This window comes from Pseudomonas sp. MT92 (assembly GCF_058792515.1).
Window position 1 is genome coordinate 380,073 of record NZ_JBXAFA010000002.1, and the last position, 20,735, is coordinate 400,807.

Here is a 20,735-nt window from a genome sequence, read left to right on the forward strand (position 1 = left end):
TGAGGTGAAAACGATGGATGTTCTCCAGACCATGCGCTTTTTCACGGCGGTCGCCCAGAGCGGCAGCTTTACGGCGGCGGCGCTGCTGTTGGACACCACCACGACTAACGTTTCCAAAGCGGTTTCCAGCCTGGAGGCCAGGCTGAACACGCGCCTGATCAACCGCACGACCCGCCGCCTGGCGTTGACCGAAGCCGGGACACGCTATTTGCAGCGCTGCGAGAAAATCCTCGAAGAGATCCGTGAAGCCGAAGAGGAAGTCGGCATCGCGCAAGTCGATCCCAAGGGCAGGCTGAAAATTCACGCGATGTCAGCCATCGGCAATCATTACGTGATCGACGCGATCGCCCGGTACCGGGAAATTCATCCCTCGGTATTGTTCGATCTGACACTGACCAATCGGCTGCCGGACATGATTGAAGAAGGCTATGACATGTCGATTGTGCTGGCGCGGGAGCTGCCCGATTCGGGGTTTGTCGCTCAGCGGCTTGGCACGACCTACAGCATTCTCTGCGCGTCGCCGGCCTACCTGAACAAACGCGGGACGCCCGACTCGCCGGGTGCGCTTCATGCTCATGATTGTCTGAGAATCGTCAACACGGTCATGCCGGTTGAAAACTGGGTATTCGAGGGGCCCGAAGGCATGGAGACGATCAATACGCCCGAGTCGTCCTTTCACGTCAACACCGCCGATGCCATGACTGTCGCCCTCACCACCGGAATGGGTATCGGTGTTCAGCCTATAGCCTCCGCCGTCGCCGGACTCAGGGCAGGCACGCTGGTGCGCGTACTGTCGGACTATCACTTTGAAGCGTTGAGTCTGTTCGCCATCTACCCGTCACGAAAATACGTGGACGCGAAAATAAAGACCTGGGTGGAGTTTCTTAAAAACCACATCCCCGACTTGTTGGCAGCCGATGAAAAAATCGCCAGCCAATCAGAACATCGGTTTGGCTAGTGCCGCCGCAATGGAGTGTCGACCCTCCATCGTCTGCACCGCACTCAACCGTTCGAGCACCCAGCGCCCATCACTTGATACTGCAGCACGTGGCGTTGACCGCTGGAGTCTTCGTAGGTCATTTGCGCCGGTACCGGGCCACAGTCATTCGGGATATCGGTCACGGCAATGACCTTGTGAATGTCGAGTGGCGTTGAGTAGGTGTAGGGTTCAACAGGTGTGGCCGTTGCCGGGGCTTGATCCGCAAAGGCCGGCGCACCGAGGCTGCCAAGGGCCATAAAAATCGCAACTTTTGCCAAGTTCATGATGTTCACCGTCTCGTTCAAGGTATGTTTGTATGGACCTCGCGAACCAAGGGCCATCTACGCCCTTGGTTCACCGGGTAGAGACGATGCTAAGTGTTTACCGCTCCCCTACATAGCTGCCTTGCGGACATACACTGTTGTCAGATTGCGCATAATGCGCCGCCGCACAGAGGTAGAGTCCGGCACTCAACCACCCGCATTCCGCTCAACCTTCGAGCGGCGCCACCACGGGTAACCAGACGCACACTTCAAAACCATCCGACCGGCCCGTCGCAGGCGAGACCAGCACCATTCTTGCGTTGACCCCTTCGACAATGGTCCTGGCAATCGCCAGCCCCAACCCTGAACCGCTGGCCTCGCTGTTGCCCCGCACAAATCGCTCGGTCAAGCGCTGCAACACCGGTTCCGGCACGGCCGGGCCACCATTAATCACCCGCAGCAGCGCCGACTCGGACAAACTCACTTCGACCGGCTGATCGGCAGCGCCGTACTTCAGTGCATTCTCGATCAAATTGCGCAACAGGACGCCGAAGGCATCCGGGTCGATGGCGGCATACACGCTGGCCTGTGCTGGAAGCCGCAACTCGACCCGGCCTCCGCTGCTGTGGTTCCACTCGTCGACCACATGGGCCAGCAGCGGAATCAGATCCTGCGGCGTTTCAGACAACAGCCCGCCGCCCTCGGCCTTGGCCAGCTGCATGAGTTTTTCCGACAGCCGTGCCAATTCGCGCAACGAGTTTTCGATCTTCGCCGCCCGCGCCCGCAGGGGGCCTTCTGGCGCTTCGTGGCGCAAGCGCTGGATCTGCGCGAGCGTCGCCGCCAGTGGCGTGCGCAGTTCATGGGCACTGTTGGCGGTAAAGCTGCGCTCGGCCTCCAGGGCCTTGCGAAAACGCTCCAGCAAATGATTGACCGCTTCGGCCAGCGGATCGATTTCCGCCGGCAGGCGCGCCACCTTGATCGGCGACAGATCGCCGACACCCCGAGCCTCCACGGCCCGCCGATAAGCCATCACACTGCGCAGGCTGATGCGCACAAACAACCAGATGCCCAAGAGGCTGATGGGGATCAGTGCCAATAACGGCAGCAACAGGGCAAACAAGGCTTCCCGTGCCGCTTCACGACGATGGCCCAAGGGTTCGGCGATCTCGATATACACCGTCTCGCGCAACGCACTGGCCCCGTACAAACGGTATTTTTCGGTCGTCGTGAAACCTTCCGCCGGTTGCTTGCTGAAGATGTCCGGGTTGGCGTCGTGGGACTGCATCAGGATCTGCCCCTTGCCATCGCGTACCAGGTACGTCAGGTATTCCTTGTGGGTTTTCAGCGGGGCGACATGCTGTGCATCGCGGGGTTCTTCACGGTTGCTGATTTCCAGCACGGCCAACGGCAGGATGCGTTGCGCGGTTTCTTCCAGCGCGCTGTCAAACGCCTCGTTCAACTCATGCTGCACCACCAGCCAGGTGCCCACCGTCGCCCCCAGCCAGAGCAGGGTCATGCCCAATGTCAGTCCGATGCCCAGGCGCTTCTGCAGGCTTGAAGACTTCATGCGGACATCAGCCGATAACCCATGCCGCGCACGGTTTCAATCAGGTCACGCCCAAGTTTCTTGCGCAGCCGGCTGATATAGACCTCGATGGTATTGCTCTCGATTTCAGCGCCAAAGGCATAAAGCCGCTCTTCGAGTTGCGACTTGGACAACAACGCGCTGGGCCGCTGGACGAAGGCCTCGAACAACGCCCATTCCCGCGCCGTCAGGTCCACGGTCACGCCTGCTCGCTGCACCGTGCGCGCACTGATGTCGACCTGCAGCTCGCCCAGTTTGATTTGCGGGTTGGGGTTGCCGCTGTAGCGCCGGGCCACCGCCGCCACGCGGGCGGACAGCTCGAACAGGTCGAACGGCTTGACCAGATAGTCATCGGCCCCGGCATTGAGGCCGGCGATGCGGTCGGAGATCTGATCCTGGGCGGTCAGGATGATCACGGGAGTCACATCCCCGGCCGCGCGCTGCTGGCGCAAAAAATCCAGCCCACGGCCGTCGGGCAGCATCAGGTCCAGCAGGATCAAGTCATAAGGCGTGGTGCGCACACTGTTGCGCGCGTGCTCAAGGCGCTGCACCCAATCCACGGCATGGCCATCGTCGGCGATCTGCTCGCGCACCGCATCCCCCAGCCCCTGTGCATCCTCGACCAATAAAACCCGCATCTGGCACCTCCTGTGATGGTTGACGTATTGCACCTTAATCGCCGCACCTGACGCGAATCTGAAGATTCAGCTGGTTGTCAGGATTGTGCTTTAGGGTATGCCACAGACGCCGCCAACGGCAGGAGACAGATCATGAAATCAGGTTTTATTGCCAGTGCCGTGCTGCTGAGTCTTTCGCTCAGTGGTTATGCGGTGGCCGACGAAGACTGCAGCGACCCGGTCTCCGACTGGCAGCCGCGCGAAACGTTGCGCCAGCAGGTTCAGCAGCAATATGGCTGGAGCGTGCAGCGCATCAAGGTCGACGACGGCTGTTACGAAATCCGGGGCCTGGATCGCAAGGGCAACGCGATCGAAGCCAGTTACTCACCGGCCTCCCTGCACCTGCGCAAGCTGGAGATCCGCTTCAAGGACGATGGCGATGCCGGGGATTACCTCACTCGCCCCATGACCGAATGACGACCGGCCGAGCATTTATTCCCGGGTTTCAGGTTGCTGTCAGCAAGCAGGTTCAGGCTCTCGACCAGACGATCAAAAGGACATTCCCATGAAAAAGATCATTGCAGCTACATGCCTCGCCGGCGCCATTGCCCTGCCGGGCCTCGCTCAGGCGCGGGAAGTCACACTGACGACTCAACTCAAGGACTACAGCGGTAATGGCGCCTACCTGGCGATTTATCTCACCGACGGCAATGGCCAGTACCAGAAAACCCTCTGGGTCGCCGGCAAAAAGGCCAAGTACTACAAACACTTGGGTGATTGGGCCCGCGGTAGCGGGATGAACCCGAGCGAGTTTGACGGCGTCAGCGGTGCCAGCGTCGGCAGCGGACGCACGCTCAAAGTCAGCGTTGAACTGGCGGATACGTTGATCGATGCCGGTTATCAGATCCGAATTGACAGCGCCGTCGAAGACAAACGTGACGTTCGCGCCGATGTCAGTGTCCCGCTGACCTCCAAAGGCGCCGGCAAGCCGGCAGCCGGCAGCACCTACGTCGAGTCCTTTACCTACGATCTGTAGCACCTGCCCGATCCGGAGGCTGAACATGCTTCGCCAGCTCCATTCGCTACCCGGCCTGATCGCCGCCCTGTTGGTCATGATTCTGGCCTTGAGCGGCGCCATGCTGTCGGTCGACCCGGCCCTGGAACGCCTGCATCAGGCGCCGGTCGCCAGCGGCCAACTCAACGTCGGCCAACTGGCCGGACGCGTTGCCAGCCACTTCTCCGGCGTGGAGCAGATTCAACGCAGCGCGTCCGGGACCGTGATCGTCTACTACAACCAGAACGGTCAGGCCGGTGCCGAAACGGTCGATCCCCTGACCGGCCAGGGCCTTGCGCCCTACCAGCCTTCCGCCTTTTCACGCTGGATGAAAGACCTGCACCGCTCGCTATTCCTCGGTACGCCGGGGCACGGCGTGGCCGGTGCGGGCGCATTATTCATGTTGATGCTGTCGGTGTCCGGGGCGCTGTTGCTGGCCCGACGCCTGGGCGGCTGGCGTAACCTGTTGCGGCCCATTCGTGGCAACTTCAGTCAGCGCTGGCATGCCGAAGTCGGGCGTCTGGTGCTCGTGGGCCTGATGCTCTCGGCGCTGAGCGGGACGTTTCTGTGCGCCACCACCTTCGAATTGATTCCGGATGGCAGCGCCATTGAACCGGCGTTCCCCGCCCATGTCAGCGCCGGGCCGGCCATGCCGGTGGCCAACCTGCCGGCCTTGCGCAACGTCGACTTCAATGACCTGCGCGAACTCGTCTACCCCAGCCCTGGCAACCCGCAGGATGTGTATTCCCTGCGTACGGCCCAGGGCGACGGTTATGTCGATCAAGGCAACGGCGCTCTGCTGTCCTATCAAGCCCATGACTCGACGCGTGCGCTCTACGAATTGATTTATCAATTGCATACCGGGCAGGGTCTCTGGTGGCTGGGCCTGTTACTCGGGGTTTGCGCCCTGAGCGTGCCTTTAATGAGCGTTACCGGGATTCTATTGTGGTGGCGCCGCCGCAAGGCCGGCCCGAACATCCGCCACAACAGCCCCGCCCATTCGGCCGACAGCGTGATTCTGGTCGGCAGCGAAAGCAACAGCACCTGGGGCTTTGCCAAGACCCTGCACGACACCTTGCACGCCGCCGGACACAGAGTGCACAGCGCACCGCTGAACAGTTATGCGAACAACCTGGAGCATGCCCGACAAGTGTTCATCCTGACCGCCACCCACGGCGACGGCGACGCACCGTCTTCGGCCTCGCAGTTCTTGGCGCGCCTGGCCAAGAACGGCCTCAAGCCTGGCCAGCCGTTTGCGGTACTGGGTTTCGGTGATCGCCAATTTGCCCGGTTCTGTCAGTTCGCTCATCAGGTTGAAGCGGCGATGCTGCAGGCCGGCGGCACACCGTTGCTGGCGCTGGAGACCATCAACCGTCAGTCCTCCCAGGAGTTCAGCCGTTGGGGCCAGAAGCTGGGGGCTGCCATGGGCCAGGAGCTGTCGCTCAACCACATCCCCGACCGGCCGCGCACCCATCAATTGCAACTGGTGGAACGCATCGCCTACGGGCAACAGGTCAACGCACCGACCCACGTTCTGCGCTTCAAGGCCGTGGGCGACCTGCCGTGCTTCGAGGCCGGCGACCTGGTGGGCATCGTGCCGCCGGGCAGTGCCGAGCCACGGTTCTATTCCCTGGCCAGCAACTCGGACGACGGCACACTGGAAATCTGCGTACGCAAACATGAAGGCGGTGTGTGTTCCGGCTTCCTCCATGAGCTGCCCGAAGGCGCACCGATCCAGGCCTTCATCCAGCCCAATCCGCATTTCCGGCCAGCCTCGGGCAAACAACCGGTGATCCTGATCGGTGCCGGCACCGGTATCGGGCCATTGGCCGGTTTTATCCGCAACAACAAGGCCCGCCATCCGATGCATCTGTACTGGGGTGGACGCCACCCGGCCTCGGACTTTCTCTACGAGCCCGAGCTCAACCGCTACTTGGCGGACCAACGTCTGACCCGGTTGCAGGCAGCGTTCTCCCAGGTGCAGGATCGCAGCTACGTGCAAGACCGGCTGATCAGCGATGCGCTGGCCTTGCGTCGCCTGATTGAAAAAGGCGCCCAGGTATTGGTGTGTGGCAGTCGCGAGATGGCCAAAGGCGTGATGCACGCCCTCGATGAAGTATTGGCCCCCCTCAACCTGAGCGTGCTGACGCTCAAGGCACAAGGACGCTACCTTGAAGATGTCTACTGAGCTGCAACGCTACAGCCTCAACGGCGAGACCATGGGCAGCCGCTACACCGCCCTGTTCTATGCCGAGCCGGATTTGTCGACCGAGGCCATCCATCACAGCCTGGCGCGTGCCGTCAGCCGGGTGGACCAGCAAATGTCCACCTGGAAGCCGGACTCCGACCTCAATCGCCTCAATGCCGCGCCCGAACAGCAATGGGTCGCCGTCCCCAAGGAGCTAATCACGGTGCTGTCCACGGCACTGCGAATTGCCCGGCAATCGGGAGGAGCCTTCGATATCGCCGTCGGTGATCTGGTGCACGCCTGGGGATTCGGTCCCGGTGAACCGATCGTCACGCAACAGCCCCTCGAAACGCCGGAGCCGCGTACCCGCACCTCGGCCAGTGCCGCGCTGGAGGTGGACCCGCAACGCAATCAGGTGCGCAAACGCGCACCGCTGACCCTTGATCTGAACGGCATCGCCAAAGGCTTCGGCGTCGATGAGCTGGCCCGTTGCCTGGAGGGCTGGGGTATCACGAACTACCTGGTGGGCATCGATGGCGAGATGCGCGCCCGGGGTGTCAAACCCGGTGGCCAGCCATGGGTCGTGGCGCTTGAGAAACCCAACCGTGGCGTGCGCGAAGTGATGGGGGTGATGGAGCTTGGCGACGCGGCCATCGCCACCTCGGGCGACTATCGGCACTGGGTCGATGTGGCAGGTCAGTCTTATGCGCATACCATGAATCCGGCGACCGGCGCCCCGCTGAGCAACCCGCTCGCCGCCGTCACCGTGATCGCCGCCAACTGCATGCTTGCCGATGCCTGGGCCACGGCGCTGATGGTGCTGGGTGAAATCGAAGGCCCGCGACTCGCTCAAGAACGCGGGATGGATGCCTTGTTCGTGTTGCGCGACGGTGAGCAGTTCAAGGAAATATCGATTGTCGGCGGCAAACGGCAGGCGCAGATTGAAACGCGCTGAAGCGGCCATTTGCAGCCCTGCCCCCTGTATTGATCCATCTCCTGACAGTGAGTCCCCCCAACGATGAAATTCATGCACCGGCATACCGAGTCTCACCGAAGTGATCGAATTGGCTGGCTGCGCGCCGCCGTGCTGGGGGCCAACGATGGGATTGTCTCCACCGCCAGCCTGCTGATCGGCGTCGCGGCCGCCAGCGCCAGCCATTCCACCCTGCTGGTGACCGGGATGGCGGGATTGATGGCCGGTGCCATGTCCATGGCTGCCGGTGAATACATCTCCGTGCACTCCCAGGCCGATACCGAACAGGCAGACCTGTCGCGCGAACGGGCAGAACTGGCCAGCGACCCGAAAGCCGAGCACATCGAACTTGCCAACATCTACATGCATCGGGGCGTTTCACCGGAATTGGCCCATCAAGTCGCCGACCAATTGATGGCCCATGACGCGCTGGGCTCTCACGCCCGAGACGAACTGGGCATCAGCGAGACCCTGACCGCCAAACCCGTGCAGGCAGCCCTGGCCTCGGCCGCCAGCTTCGTCTCGGGTGCCGCCTTGCCGCTGGCCGTGACCTTTGTCGCGCCGGAGCACAGCGTGGGCTTATGGATAGCGCTCATGTCGCTGGTGTTTCTCGCCGCGCTGGGGGCCATTGCCGCCAGGGCGGGCGGTGCCAGGGTCATGATCGGCGCCTGGCGAGTGACCTTTTGGGGCGCTCTGGCCATGGGGGTGACCGCCCTGGTGGGGCGTTTGTTCGGCGCGGTGGTCTAGCTCGCCATACGCGCATCAAACAACGGCGCCCCCCTCAGCCAAAGGGGGCGCCGTTGTTAGTGGGGGCTCTTATTCACCTCAGACAAGCTTGACCGTGACATTGATGTTATTGCGCGTGGCTTTTGAATACGGGCAGTACTTGTGCCCGGTGTCCACGAGTTTCTGCGCGGTCTCGCGATCCAGCCCCGGCAGGCTGACATTCAGCCGCGCCTGAAGCAGGTAGCCACCTTCATTGGTGCCCAGGTCGACTTCGGTATCGACGGCCACGTCCTTGGGCAGTACAACTTTCAGCTCCTTGGCCGCCACGCCCATCGCACCAATGAAACAGGCTGACCAGCCGGCGGCAAACAATTGCTCGGGGTTGGTGCCACCGCCCGCCGCGCCCGGAGACGACAGCTTGATATCCAGAATGCCGTCGGAGCTGCGGGAGGCGCCGTCGCGGCCACCGATCGTGTGGGTTTTGGCGGTGTATAGAACTTTGTCGAGCCGGGTCATGATGATCTCCTGATTTGAATGTCGTTGATGTACGTTCAGATGAATCAGAAAACGGCCGTGAGGCCTGATGCCAGGCGTTCAATATAGACGTCAATGGAAAACCGGGCGCCCGATCCGACAGAAGCCACCTCCCCCGTCATTTACGCGCCAGCTTGTACTTCACGCAGTCGTTGTAAAAACTCTGGCGCACCGCCTCGGGTTTGAACCGGGTAGGACTGTCGTAGGTTTGCTCGGTAATGCCCATGGCCATCATGCGCATCCATGACTTGGAAAACTTGTACGAGTGGATTTTCTGCCGCGCCGCATACAGTGAAACCCCCGCCAACTTGAGCTCCTGGGCTCTTGCCGCCGTCCCCGCCCCCCAACTGCACATGTAGCGATCATTGGGCATCAATTCCCTGGCCTGGGCAGACATTGCAAGACCTGCAACGCCGAACGAAATCAGCGCGATCCGAATATTGCGCATTTACACTCCACCTAACCACCTGAAAATCCGGCGATTCTGGCGACAGGCGAAGCACTTGGGGGCCAGCATAATGCCTTTTCTGCGATGCACCGCGCTGGCACCCTATGGGCAAATCCGACCCCGTCGCTCTATGATTGAGCCCCATGACGACCTCTGCTCCAATCCGCCAACCCTGCCCACCCGGTGTCTGTGACTGCGGGCGCGACCCGTTGCTGGAAACACCGGGAGCGGACGTGCGCATCCTGTTTCTGACCCGAGCCGAAGAAAAACGCCTGATCGACCGCCTGGAAAACCTGCAGAGCCTGACCGACCTGGAGCACGTGAAACGGCGAATGTTCGAACAACTGGGCATTCGCGTGGACATCGCCCCGGGTTTCAACGAAGTGCGGACCATGCGCGGTATCGGCATCCAGGTGGGCGAACTGCCGGGACTGTGTCGCAAGACCCGCGCCTCGATCCCGGCGGCGATTCGTCGCGCCATGGAAAAACGCCCGCAAATCGCCTACGAGCTGCTCAACGCCAACGACCTGTTGCGGGACGCATGATGAACCCCGTTCTTAAATTTCCCATCACCGACGAAATACTCACCGACTTCGCGCTGGCAATCGGCACCGACCTGCAGGGCTATCGCAATCACGTCTATCGGGTGTTGAATTTCTATTGCGCGGTCAGCGGCATTCAAGGCCTGCCGTGCGACGCGGTGCAGATCGCGGCGGCGTTTCACGACCTGGGCCTCTGGACCGATAACACCCTCGATTACCTGCCGCCCTCGATTCGCCTCGCCAGTGAATACCTGGACACCACGCAACGTTCAGACCTGAAAGAACAGGTGAGTGCATTGATTCTCGAACATCACAAAGTGCGCCCCTATCGGGCAACGCATGCGACAACGGTCGAGCCTTTCCGCCAGGCCGACCTGATCGATGTATCCCTCGGCCGGGTCCGTTTCGGCCTGCCACGCGCGTTCATCAAGACCGTGCAATCGACCTTTCCCGATCACGGCTTTCACGGGATGCTGATCAAGCGCTCTGCCCGCCAATTCCTCCGCTCCCCGCTACGCCCGCTGCCCATGTTTCGCTGGTGATACAGGCGTTCAGTCCTGCCCTTGAATAATCCCCGGAACAGGATCAGCGGTCGTACGCGCAACGCTGCCCGCTGCTATGCCTTCACATGGGAGATCTTGCTGCACACCAGCCAGGACGGAACTGCAAACCATCAGTGCGACCCCGGTTCCGGCGCCAACCAGGTCCACTCCGGCAAACCGGTGCCCATGCGCAACAGGAGGTGGCCGATGTTATTCATAGTCAGTTGGTCGATCAGCCCGGACAACCGCAATGCCGCAATCGAGCGTTTTCTCAAGACCGGCGGCGCTCCACCCGCAGGCGTCACCATGAAGGGACGCTGGCATGCGGTGGGCGGTTCGGCCGGTTTTGGCATTGCCGAAGCCAGTGACGTGGTGCCAATTCAGCAATGGGTGCTGGGCTGGAACGACCTCATGAGCATGGAAGTCCACGCGGCGTTGACCGATGAACAGATGGCGCCGCTGCTGGCCGCCACTGTCGGCAAATAGAAGCGCCATCCGGGCGGCGGGCCCTGCTCGCCGCCACGCCGGTGCGCGAGACAGAGAACTCAAATGAAAAAAATCCTCGTTTGCAATGCCCGTAGACCTGACGTACTCGATTTCAATACGGTGTAAGCCTCCTGAAACAACCACTTTTTATTACTGGATATTTCGCAATTCATACCTACGCTCATCCGCGGGGGATCCCATTTCAGAGTGGTCGGGGGACTGCTCAAAGGTACTCAAACCAGTACACAGGATCTCGACATGAACCGGACACCATTTTCCTCGTTGTTTGCTCTGCCGATACTGCTGATTGCTATGGCTCTACCCGTCATGGCACAAGCCGCCGATAAATCGGCGCCCAACATTGTGGTCATCATGGGTGACGATATTGGCTGGTCCAATATTGGTGTCTACAACCAGGGCATGATGGCCGGGCGCACACCTAACCTCGACCAACTCGCCAATGAGGGTATGCGTTTTACCGACTACTACGCCGAAGCCAGTTGTACGGCCGGGCGCGCCAACTTCATCACCGGCGAACTGCCGATCCGCACCGGCATGACCACCGTGGGCCAGGCCGGATCGCCCATCGGCATTCCCGCTGAAGCCGTGACCATCGCCACCACGCTCAAGGCCATGGGTTATTCCACCGGCCAGTTTGGCAAGAACCACTTGGGCGACTTGAACGAGTTCCTGCCCACCGTGCACGGTTTTGACGAGTTCTTCGGCTACCTCTACCACCTCGACGCCATGGAAGACCCGGCGCACCCCAACTATCCGCAGGAACTACTCGCCACAGTGGGCCCACGCAACATGGTCCACAGTTGGGCCACCACCACCGACGATACGACCGTCATGCCGCGCTGGGGCAAGGTCGGCAAACAGAAAATCGAAGACGCCGGCACGCTTTATCCGGAACGCATGAAAACCATCGACGAGGAGATTCGCGACAAGGCCTTTTCCTTCATCGACAAGGCAAAACAGGACAACAAACCGTTCTTCGTCTGGCTCAACCCGACCCGCATGCACATCGTCACGCACCTGTCCGACAAATACGAAGCGATGCGTAACGCGCAAAACGGCTGGTCAGAACAGGAGGCTGGCATGGCGCAGCTCGACGACATCGTCGGCGACGTCATGGCCAAGCTGAAAAAAGACGGTATGGATGACAACACCATCGTGATTTTCACCACGGACAACGGCGCGGAAAACTTCACCTGGCCGGATGGCGGTACCACCCCGTTTGCCATGGGCAAAGGTACCGTCATGGAAGGCGGGTTCCGAGTGCCGGCCATCATTCGCTGGCCGGGCAAAGTGCCGGCCAATCAGATTGCCAACGGCATCATGTCGGGGATGGACTGGTTCCCGACCCTGGTCGCGGCGGCAGGCAACCCGAACATCACGGCTGAACTGCTCAAGGGCAAACAACTGGGCAATACCACCTACAAAGTGCACCTGGACGGCTACGATCAGACACCAATGATCACCGGCAAGGGTCCGTCGAACCGTCACGAAATCTTCTATTTCGGCGAAAGTTCGCTGGGCGCGGTGCGCATTGATGACTACAAATATCGCTTCATCGACCAGCCAGGTGGCTGGATGGGCGCTAAAGTTCCAGTCGATGTACCGTTCCTGACCAACCTGCGACTCGACCCGTTCGAGCGCATGGGTTGGCCGGAAAACCAGTCGGCACAGGGCTCGCAACAGTACTTCGACTGGTTCAAGTTCCAGTTCTGGCGTTTCGTGTTCGTGCAACAACAGGTGGCCAAACTGGCTGAAACCGCAATCGAGTTCCCGCCGATGCAAAAAGGCGCGAGCTTCAACCTCGATTCGGTCAAGGCCAAGATCGCAGCCGCTCGGGCGGAGATGGCCAAGTAACGAGTGAACTCACGGGTGGCCGAGGCTGGTCACCCGCGTCTTCGACGGATGTTTATCGACGCAATAAGGAATCCGTATGCAGATAAAGACCTCCGCCCTGCCTGCCGCCACTCTGCTCGCCCTGTGCTGCCAGCAAGCCTGGGCCGGCGGCATCATGCTCTACGAAATCGGCACCGATAACACCGGCCTGGCCAATGCCGGCGCCGCCGCCAGGGCCCAGGGCCCCTCGACGATTGCCAGCAACCCGGCGGGCATGAGCTACCTGCCTGGCACGCAAATCACCGCCGGCCTGCAGGTGCTCTATGGCGACCTGAGCTTCGATCGCGATTCCAACACCAATGTCCCGGGCAGCGGCAGCGGCAATGCCCTCGACCCAATCCCCGGCGGCAGCTTTTTCGTCACCCATCAACTCGATGATCACTGGAGCGTCGGCTTCGGTCAGTACGGCGACTTCGGGCTGGCGGAAAATTACGACAACAACTGGTCCGGGCGCTACTTCGCGCAAAACGCCAGCGTGCTCGGTGTGTCGATGGTGCCGAGCGTGGCCTACCGCTTCAACGACCAATGGTCAGTCGGCATCGGCGTGAAAGCCATGTACGGCATGCTCAAAGCCGACACCGCCATCGACCGCTCGCCCTTCGGCCTGACCGACCGCAGCGACGGCCAGTTCAAGTACAGAGACAACGATTGGGGCTTTGGCGCCAACGTCGGGGTGATCTACGCCCCGCAACCCGGCACCCGTCTGGGCCTGACCTACACCAGCAAGGTTGATCTGAACTTCGAAGACAAGCTGGACGTCAAGGGCGACGGTCCGTTACTGCGACGGCTGGACAACGCCAATACCCAACTCGACATGACGGTGCCACAAACCGTCACCCTGAGCCTGTTCCAGCAACTGGACCGGCAGTGGGCCTTGCTGGCCTCGGTCAACTGGCAGGACTGGTCGGAGTTCGGCCAGGTCGGGGTACAGGTCGACACTACGGCGAACAACGCGCAATCAACCACGATCGACGCCAACTACAAGGACACCTGGCACCTCTCCCTCGGCGCGCAGTACCAGGCCACGCAACAGCTGTTGTGGAACGTCGGCGTGGCGTACGACAGCAGTGCCGTTTCGGACAGCAATCGCACGGTCACCGTGCCGATGGCCGAATCCTGGCGCATTGCGACAGGAGCCACCTATGCTCTTAACAAGGACACCGACGTTAACGTGAGTTGGGCGATGGTCTGGCTGGGTGACATGCCGGTGGATCAGAGCAAAACCCTGTCAGGCGATCGAATTTCCGGTCAATTCGACAATGCCTGGATTCAAGCGGTGACCGGAAACATGACCTGGCGTTTCTGATTTCTGCTGACGAAGAAAAACGACTTTATCCAAGGAGCACACAGCATTATGAACCTGTCCCGAAACTTGCTTATCGGCGCCGCACTGACCGGCCTGCTACTCAGCGGTTGCACCTCGAAGGTCACCGAGAAAACGCAGTACTCCGGCTTCTTGTCCAGTTACGACAACCTGCAAGAAGTACAAACGCCCAGCGGTGGTACGGCGATGCGCTGGGTGAGCCCGTCGTGGAACCCCAATGCCTACGACACGGTAGCGTTCAACAAGCTGGAGCTTTATCCGGCGCCCAAGCCCGATGAGCGGGTCAACCAGCAGACGCTCAACGATATCCAGAACTACATGACCACCAAGGCCAAAGGCACGTTGGGTCAGAAGTACCGCGTGGTGACCACGCCGGCCTCCGCCCCCAAGGGCTCGAAACTGTTGATCATGCGTGCGGCGATCACCGGGGTGAATGCCGAAAACGAAGGCATGAAGTGGTATGAAATCGTTCCGATTGCCGCCGTTGTAGGTGGTGTCAGCGCCGCGACCGGCCACCGGGACCAGGACACCACCCTGTTTATCGAAGCCGAGTTCATCGACGCGAAAAGCAACCAGACCGTGGGCAGGGTTGTGCGCAAAGTGTTCGGCAGCACCCTGGAAAATGATAGCCAGAAGATCACCGCCAAGGATTTCAAAGCGGCCATCGACAAGCTGGGTGCCGACTTCCAGGCCTTCATCAACAAACCTCAAGCGTACTGATTACTGCTTCATGCCGACCCGCCGACGCATGTCGGCGGTGATCGACTGCCGGGTTTTCTTCAGATCCGCCCAAGGCTCATTGCCGACCTCCGCCAGGCGTTCATGCAGGTTATGAATGTTCCACTGGTTGCCGCCCTTGAGCGACTCTACCTCTTCACGAAAGATCGGCACCGACACCGGCAAGCCTTCGCGGGTACGCGCGGCATAGGCGCAGATGGTGGTCGCGCCCAGACCATTGCGCAGGTAATCGATGAAAATCCGCCCGACCCGATTCTTCGGCCCCGACACGGCGGAAAAACGCTCCGGCAGCAGTTTGGCCATGTGGCTGACAATCGCGTGGCTGAAGTCCTTGACCTCATCCCAGCCCGACTTGCGGGTCAGTGGCACCACCAGGTGAATGCCCTTGCCTCCGCTGGTCTTGAGAAACGCCTTGAGTCCCAGTTCATCGAGCACCGAAAGGGTCAACTGGGTCGCCTCGACCATGCGCGTCCATGGCAATGCCGGATCCGGGTCGAGGTCGAGGACGAAGCGGTCGGGCTTGTCGAGATTGTCTGATGTGGCGTTCCAGGTGTGCAGCTCCACGGTGCTCATCTGCACCGCACCGATCAGGGCTTCGGCGTTGTTGATGACCATCATCGGCTGGCCGGTGAGTTTCTGGTCCAGGGTAGTGATGCCGGGAATGGCCAGGTGCTCGGCGTTCTTCTGGAAGAACAATTCGCCGGCAATCCCGTCCGGGGCCCGCACCAGTGCCACGGGGCGGTCCTTGAGCTCCGGCAAAATCCACTCGGCGACACTGGCGTAATATTGCGCCAGTTGCATCTTGGTGCTGCCACTGCTGGCATCGATGATCCAGTCCGGGTGAGTGATACGGACCTTGCCCTTGTCCAGGCCGATTTGTGAGGGCGCGGGGTCGGGATTCTTTTGCGCGGCGGATTTGGCAGCGCTGCTTTTTTTTGTCGGGGCAGTTTTCACGGTCGTCGCACGCTCCTCGGTGATGTCTTTGGCAGGCTTGTCGTCACGCAGGCCATGGAACACGGCATGGCGTACCGAGCCGTCGCGGGTGATTTCGGCAAAGGCCACTTCCGCCAGCAGCCGCGGTTTGAGCCAGTGCATCGTCTTGAACTCGACACCGTCGGGCGGATTGACCACCGCCGGCTTTTTCGTCTGCAAGGGTTTGAGCTGGTCGTGGACGCTGGCCAGGGTCGCCTCGGTGAACCCGGTGCCGACCTTGCCGGCGTAGCGCAGCTCACCGCTGGCACGGTCATGCAAGCCCAGCAGCAATGCGCCAAATGCACTGCGCGAACCCTTGGGATCAGTAAAGCCGACGATGACGAATTCCTGCCGATGCTTGCACTTGAGCTTGACCCAGTCGCTGCTGCGCCGGGACACGTAAGGCGACCCCAGCCGCTTGCCGATCAAACCCTCCATGCGCATCTGACAGGCACTGTTGAGCAACGCCTGCGGTTCTTCTTCAAAGCCGTCGGAGAAACGCAGCAAGGGGTGATCACCGGCCTTGAGCACTGTCGCCAGCGCTGCCCGGCGTTCTTCCACTGGCACTTCGCGCAGGTCCACGCCGTTGAGGTACGGCAGGTCGAACAGGTAGTAGACGATGTGGCTGCTGCGACCGGCCTCGAAGGCATTTTGCAGGGCCTGGAAGTCTGGTACGCCCTCCTCGTCCACGACCACCATCTCGCCGTCGAGCCAGGCCGATTCCAGGTGCAGGGCGGCCAATGCCTTGGCCTGTCCGGGCAGCTTGTGGGTCCAGTCGTGGCCGTTGCGCGTGAAGAGTTTGACCTCGTCGTGGTCGATGCGGGCCATGATCCGGTAACCGTCGAACTTGACCTCATAACGCCACTGGCCATCGGGGACCTTCTCCACCAGCGTCGCCAGTTCCGGCTTGATCAACTCCGGCAATCTGGCTTTGCGCGCGCCGGTCAGTGGCCCGGGGTTTTCCTTGCGTGCCGGGGTGGCCGGTTTCTTGATCGCGTTGGCCTTGGCGTTTTTTCCGCCCGAACGGTTGACCGCGACTGGCTCCGACGTTGCCGATATATCGCGCCTGCGGTTGTCGTCATCCAGGTCCTTGTTCATGGCTCACCTGCTGCTCGCTACAGGACGCGATTGCTCGTCCCTCCCTCAGCAGAGCGAGCCATGCCAACGAAAATTCCATCGACATTGAAAACGCCCGGACAGACGGCCCGCACAGCCAGGGCGGTCGCCGCGTTCCAGTGCTTATACTCAACCGGTGTTGACTCACTCTGGGAGAGCAATCATGCGCACGGTTCACGTCATCGACGCCGGGAATGTTCCAGCGCCAGTCAATGTCGTTGGCGAGACAATCACCATTCTCGCTGGCGGGGACCTGAGTAAACCCTTTGAAGTGCATATCCAGGAGGGGGTGAAAGGTGGAGGCCCGCCCCCGCACTTTCATCCGTGGGATGAAGCATTCCTGGTCATCGATGGCCAGGTTGAAGTGACGGTGGAGGGCAAGGCCACGACTATCTCGCCCGGTGGTTATGTGCATATCCCCGGCGGCTCGGTCCATGCGTACAAGAACATCAGCCCTACCGCGAAAATGATCGGCGTGGTGTCCGACCCGCGCGGCGGGCAGTTCTTTGCCGCAATGGACCGCTTCAAGGTGCCCGAGGACCTGCCACGGATCCTTGAAGTCGCCAAGCGCTATGACGTTACCTTTCTGCTACCCAAGCCGGATGCCACTTCAGCGGGCTGACCGCGTTATCGTTCTTCGCGGACAAGCCCGCTCCCACAGGGATTTGAGACCGCACACCACACTGTGGCTTGCCCGCGATGGCGTCCGAACAGACGACCTGATTTTCAGGCCGCCCCGCCTTTGGCCTGCTGTTCCAGATGCACCTGCAAATCCGGGTCGATGTTCAGCGCCGCCGCCAGTTCGTCCAGGTAATTGCGCTCGGCGTCCAGTTGATCGTCCACCAGCATCACGCTGGCCAGGTACATTTCCGCCGCCATGCCGGGGTCGGTGGCCGACTGGGCCACTTCGCTGGCATCGAGCGGTTTGGCGACTTCGGCATCAAGCCACTGCTGCAGTTGCGGGTCGCCGGTGTGTCGGCCGATTTCAGTGCTGATCATCTGTTTTTCGGCATCGTCGATCCGACCGTCAGCCTTGGCTGCCGCGATTAATGCTCGAAGAATGGCGTGACTGTGCTCCTCGACTTCCGGGCCGGCCAACAGGTCCACGGTGCGGGGTGCCTGTTGCGGCGCGGCGACCTGACTGCGTTGCCAGGCTTGATAGGCCTGAAATGCCATCATTCCCAACGAAGCGAGGGCGGCATAGTGGGTGCCGCCACCGGAACGCGAGGGGGCCGCGCCGCCCATTGGCGAACCACCGCCGAGCAGGCCGCCCAGCAAACCACCCAAGCCACCCAGGCCACCGCCGCCTGCACTGGCAGCGCCGCCACCGCCCCCCAGCAGGCCGCCGAGCAACCCGCCAAGGTCACCGAGCCCACCTTGGGCCGACGCCCCACCCGCGCCCCGTTGCGACATCGAGCCCTGGCCGGCCCGCAATAATTGTTCGAGCAGATCGCTGGTGTTCATGACGGTGTCCTCATCGATGAGAGTGATCCAGTCAGGCAACGATAGCCCTCGCACCCGATTGCGCCACCACCGTTTGGCTGACACGTCCCCCACTCGCGGCCGTAGATTTATCTGCAGTATTTTTTACGGCGCAGCTAAGATTCATGAGTGGTGAACCTTATTCCCGGATACCCGGTCGATACCTGCAACCCGACCCGGTTTGCCGCCGTCCGCCAGATGAGGGTGATGACTGGCTTGCTTCACTTTCTGGAGAACGCCCCCGTGATATCGACACTACACATCGCCAGGCTCAAAGCATGGGGTGCCCATGGTTTTACCGCCACCGGCGTCGTCACTGCCTTCCTCGCGACCCTCGCCCTGCTCGATAACCAGCCGACCAGTTGCTTGCTGTGGCTGGGCGTGGCCCTGATCGTCGACGGCCTCGACGGTGCGCTGGCACGCAAGGTCAATGTGCAGTCGGTGCTGCCCAGTTTCGACGGCTCGATCCTCGACCTGGTGATCGACTACCTGACTTATGTCTTCATCCCGGCGCTGTTCATCTACCGCTACATTCCACTGCCGGACTACACCCTGCTGCTGACCGTGTCGCTGATCCTGGTTTCATCGCTGTTCTGCTTCTGCAACGTCAACATGAAAAGCAAGGACAACTACTTCCAGGGCTTCCCTGCCGCCTGGAACGTAGTTGCCCTGTGCCTGTACATCATCGCGCCGTCGCCGTGGGTGACCTTCCTCACCGTGATCGGCCTGGCGCTGCTGACCCTGACCCGCATGAAGTTCCTGCATCCGTTCCGCGTGCGCCGCTTCATGCCGGTCAATATCGCCGTGACGGCCATCTGGTTGCTGTGCAGTTTGTCGCTGGTGATCAACCATCCGTTGATCAATCCGATGGTCATGGGGCTTTGGCTGCTGATGTCGGCGTATTTTCTGGGGATCTGCTTGTGGCGCACGGCGCTGGAGTGGTTCGAAGGCTCACGGCTCAAGTAGCGCCATGCCCATCCACATCGTGCGACTCGGCTCCCCGCGCCAACCCGAAGAAGGCCTGCGCCTGGGCACCGTGCGCCGCCCACCCCGGGGCGTACCCAAGGCCGAGTTCGCCAGTCGGGATTTCTATGATGTCTGGCAGCCGTTGCTGTCTCCGAGCCAGGAACTGGTGCACGAAGCCAAGTCCGCCGAAGACGAAAAGGCCTGGCACGCCTTCAAACGCAAGTTCAAGGCCGAGATGAACCATCCGGTGCCCAGCCAGTTGCTCGATCTGCTGGCTGCCCTCTCCCATCACACCTCGCTGGCCGTTGGCTGTTACTGCGAGGACGAAGCCCATTGTCATCGCTCAGTGCTGCGCGAGTTGCTGGTGGCACGGGGAGCGGAGGTGGTTTAACCCGCCCGACATCAGTGCAAATTGCCTGTGGGAGCGAGCTTGCTCCCACAGGGGATGATGCCTTGTCGACTTAACGCCTTGTTATCACCACCTCCAGATACTCACCCGGCACCACCAGCGACTTTTCCCCTGCCCGGTTCGACCGGTTGATCAGTTCGATCAGGTCATGTTCCAGGGCCTGGGCGCCGTCGGGTGGCAGCGCGGCAAAGGCCTTGTGCATCGGCCCATACCACGCCCGGAAGGTGTCGATGAAATGCGCCGCCGAGCGATAGCGGAAGTTGTAGATCCGGCGCGTGACCTGGACAAGGAAGTCGTGCTCGTCGAAGTGCGTGCGCAGCCAGGCTTCGGTGCCCCACTGCGACGGCGGCAACGCGCCGGGCGGTGGAGGCAGGTGTTTACCCAGCGTTTTGAACATTTGGCCGACGAAGCCCTCCGGTGTCCAGTTGGCGAGGCCGATCCGGCCTCCCGGCCGGCAGACCCGCGCCAGTTCCGCGGCAGCCTTGGGCTGGTCCGGCGCAAACATCACGCCAAAGGTCGAAAGCACCGCGTCAAAACTGGCGTCTTCAAAGGGCAATGCTTCGGCATCCGCCACCTGAAAGACGACATTGCCATTCAGGCGCTCTGCCCTGACCCGGTCCTCACCGCGTTCAAGCAATGCGGCGACATAGTCCGTCGAGCGGACGATGCAACCTCGACGCGCCGCCGCCAGCGTGGCGTTACCGTTGCCGGCCGCCACGTCGAGCACTCGCTCATCGCACAGCAGGTCACAGGCTTCGGCCAGTTGTTCGCCGACGATTTGCAGGGTGGTGCCGATCACGGCGTAGTCGCCACTGGCCCAGGCAGCCATTTGACGGTTTTTCAGGGCAACAAGATCAATGGGTGTACTCATGAATTC

At 61.2% G+C, this 20,735-nt stretch carries 23 protein-coding genes; 15 read left to right on the forward strand and 8 right to left on the reverse strand.

All coding sequences use genetic code 11. The features are described 5' to 3' along the window. The first annotated feature begins 13 nt into the window (after positions 1–13). The gene (locus tag AC1Q6D_RS04815) at positions 14–958 is read left to right on the forward strand and encodes a LysR family transcriptional regulator (protein ID WP_103405412.1); all 945 of its coding nucleotides are present in this window, start codon (positions 14–16) and stop codon (positions 956–958) included. Positions 959–1,002: 44 nt separating this feature from the next. Here the strand turns inward: AC1Q6D_RS04815 and AC1Q6D_RS04820 are convergent, their stop codons facing one another. The 3 genes from AC1Q6D_RS04820 to AC1Q6D_RS04830 form a co-directional block, all read right to left on the reverse strand. Next, positions 1,003–1,263, reverse strand: coding sequence for a DUF2790 domain-containing protein (locus AC1Q6D_RS04820; RefSeq protein ID WP_103405478.1), 261 nt, complete (start codon positions 1,261–1,263; stop codon positions 1,003–1,005). Positions 1,264–1,468: 205 nt separating this feature from the next. Continuing rightward, positions 1,469–2,809: an ATP-binding protein gene (locus AC1Q6D_RS04825; RefSeq protein ID WP_103405413.1), complete on the reverse strand. Its 1,341-nt coding sequence runs from the start codon at positions 2,807–2,809 to the stop codon at positions 1,469–1,471. Beyond that, a complete protein-coding gene (locus AC1Q6D_RS04830; RefSeq protein ID WP_103405414.1) occupies positions 2,806–3,465 on the reverse strand; it encodes a response regulator transcription factor in 660 nt (219 codons plus the stop codon). The genes AC1Q6D_RS04825 and AC1Q6D_RS04830 overlap by 4 nt, the downstream gene beginning before the upstream one ends. Positions 3,466–3,597: 132 nt before the next feature. Here AC1Q6D_RS04830 and AC1Q6D_RS04835 point away from each other — a divergent pair, with 132 nt between their 5' ends. From AC1Q6D_RS04835 to AC1Q6D_RS04855, 5 genes are all read left to right on the forward strand, one after another. Next, positions 3,598–3,921 carry a PepSY domain-containing protein gene (locus AC1Q6D_RS04835; RefSeq protein WP_103405415.1) on the forward strand — a complete coding sequence of 108 codons (324 nt, stop codon included), beginning with the start codon at positions 3,598–3,600 and terminating at the stop codon, positions 3,919–3,921. Between the two features lie 88 nt (positions 3,922–4,009). Beyond that, complete coding sequence (locus AC1Q6D_RS04840) at positions 4,010–4,480, forward strand: DUF2271 domain-containing protein (RefSeq protein WP_103405416.1); 471 nt, start codon at positions 4,010–4,012, stop codon at positions 4,478–4,480. Positions 4,481–4,505: 25 nt separating this feature from the next. Continuing rightward, a complete protein-coding gene (locus AC1Q6D_RS04845) occupies positions 4,506–6,686 on the forward strand; it encodes a PepSY domain-containing protein (protein ID WP_103405417.1) in 2,181 nt (726 codons plus the stop codon). Beyond that, complete coding sequence (locus AC1Q6D_RS04850; RefSeq protein WP_103405418.1) at positions 6,676–7,641, forward strand: FAD:protein FMN transferase; 966 nt, start codon at positions 6,676–6,678, stop codon at positions 7,639–7,641. Before AC1Q6D_RS04845 ends, AC1Q6D_RS04850 begins: the two co-directional genes overlap by 11 nt. A 63-nt stretch (positions 7,642–7,704) precedes the next feature. Then, on the forward strand, positions 7,705–8,406 hold the full coding sequence (locus AC1Q6D_RS04855) for a VIT1/CCC1 transporter family protein (RefSeq protein WP_103405419.1): 702 nt from the start codon (positions 7,705–7,707) through the stop codon (positions 8,404–8,406). A gap of 78 nt (positions 8,407–8,484) precedes the next feature. Here the strand turns inward: AC1Q6D_RS04855 and AC1Q6D_RS04860 are convergent, their stop codons facing one another. Beyond that, positions 8,485–8,901 carry an organic hydroperoxide resistance protein gene (locus AC1Q6D_RS04860; protein ID WP_103405420.1) on the reverse strand — a complete coding sequence of 139 codons (417 nt, stop codon included), beginning with the start codon at positions 8,899–8,901 and terminating at the stop codon, positions 8,485–8,487. 136 nt (positions 8,902–9,037) lie between these two features. Next, complete coding sequence (locus AC1Q6D_RS04865; protein ID WP_103405421.1) at positions 9,038–9,367, reverse strand: hypothetical protein; 330 nt, start codon at positions 9,365–9,367, stop codon at positions 9,038–9,040. 143 nt (positions 9,368–9,510) lie between these two features. Here AC1Q6D_RS04865 and AC1Q6D_RS04870 point away from each other — a divergent pair, with 143 nt between their 5' ends. The 6 genes from AC1Q6D_RS04870 to AC1Q6D_RS04895 all read left to right on the forward strand — a co-directional run bounded on the left by AC1Q6D_RS04870 (position 9,511) and on the right by AC1Q6D_RS04895 (position 14,895). Further along, on the forward strand, positions 9,511–9,912 hold the full coding sequence (locus AC1Q6D_RS04870; protein WP_103405422.1) for a hypothetical protein: 402 nt from the start codon (positions 9,511–9,513) through the stop codon (positions 9,910–9,912). Then, complete coding sequence (locus AC1Q6D_RS04875; RefSeq protein ID WP_103405423.1) at positions 9,912–10,451, forward strand: phosphohydrolase; 540 nt, start codon at positions 9,912–9,914, stop codon at positions 10,449–10,451. The genes AC1Q6D_RS04870 and AC1Q6D_RS04875 overlap by 1 nt, the downstream gene beginning before the upstream one ends. Before the next feature lie 207 nt (positions 10,452–10,658). Continuing rightward, positions 10,659–10,937, forward strand: coding sequence for a DUF3303 domain-containing protein (locus tag AC1Q6D_RS04880; RefSeq protein ID WP_103405424.1), 279 nt, complete (start codon positions 10,659–10,661; stop codon positions 10,935–10,937). A 258-nt stretch (positions 10,938–11,195) separates the two neighbouring features. Continuing rightward, positions 11,196–12,812, forward strand: a complete 1,617-nt coding sequence (locus AC1Q6D_RS04885; RefSeq protein ID WP_103405425.1) for an arylsulfatase — start codon at positions 11,196–11,198, stop codon at positions 12,810–12,812. 76 nt (positions 12,813–12,888) lie between these two features. Beyond that, on the forward strand, positions 12,889–14,157 hold the full coding sequence (locus tag AC1Q6D_RS04890; RefSeq protein ID WP_103405426.1) for an OmpP1/FadL family transporter: 1,269 nt from the start codon (positions 12,889–12,891) through the stop codon (positions 14,155–14,157). Positions 14,158–14,205: 48 nt separating this feature from the next. After that, a complete protein-coding gene (locus tag AC1Q6D_RS04895; protein WP_103405427.1) occupies positions 14,206–14,895 on the forward strand; it encodes a DUF3313 domain-containing protein in 690 nt (229 codons plus the stop codon). Here the strand turns inward: AC1Q6D_RS04895 and ligD are convergent, their stop codons facing one another. Further along, positions 14,896–16,983 (reverse strand): DNA ligase D, encoded by a 2,088-nt coding sequence (gene ligD, locus AC1Q6D_RS04900; RefSeq protein ID WP_103405428.1) that lies wholly within the window; start codon positions 16,981–16,983, stop codon positions 14,896–14,898. A 181-nt stretch (positions 16,984–17,164) separates the two neighbouring features. Between ligD and AC1Q6D_RS04905 the strand changes: the two genes are divergently transcribed. Further along, complete coding sequence (locus AC1Q6D_RS04905) at positions 17,165–17,623, forward strand: cupin domain-containing protein (RefSeq protein WP_103405429.1); 459 nt, start codon at positions 17,165–17,167, stop codon at positions 17,621–17,623. Between the two features lie 104 nt (positions 17,624–17,727). On the opposite strand, the gene AC1Q6D_RS04910 is transcribed toward AC1Q6D_RS04905, so the two are convergent. Continuing rightward, entirely contained in the window at positions 17,728–18,465 is a 738-nt protein-coding gene (locus AC1Q6D_RS04910) for a tellurite resistance TerB family protein (RefSeq protein ID WP_103405430.1), read from the reverse strand. Between the two features lie 261 nt (positions 18,466–18,726). On the opposite strand from AC1Q6D_RS04910, the gene pcsA reads away from it, so the two are divergent. After that, complete coding sequence (pcsA, locus tag AC1Q6D_RS04915; protein WP_103405479.1) at positions 18,727–19,449, forward strand: phosphatidylcholine synthase; 723 nt, start codon at positions 18,727–18,729, stop codon at positions 19,447–19,449. A 4-nt stretch (positions 19,450–19,453) separates the two neighbouring features. Beyond that, positions 19,454–19,840 (forward strand): DUF488 domain-containing protein, encoded by a 387-nt coding sequence (locus tag AC1Q6D_RS04920; RefSeq protein ID WP_103405431.1) that lies wholly within the window; start codon positions 19,454–19,456, stop codon positions 19,838–19,840. Positions 19,841–19,910: 70 nt separating this feature from the next. On the opposite strand, the gene AC1Q6D_RS04925 is transcribed toward AC1Q6D_RS04920, so the two are convergent. Next, complete coding sequence (locus AC1Q6D_RS04925) at positions 19,911–20,729, reverse strand: class I SAM-dependent methyltransferase (protein WP_103405432.1); 819 nt, start codon at positions 20,727–20,729, stop codon at positions 19,911–19,913. Positions 20,730–20,735: the final 6 nt, after the last annotated feature.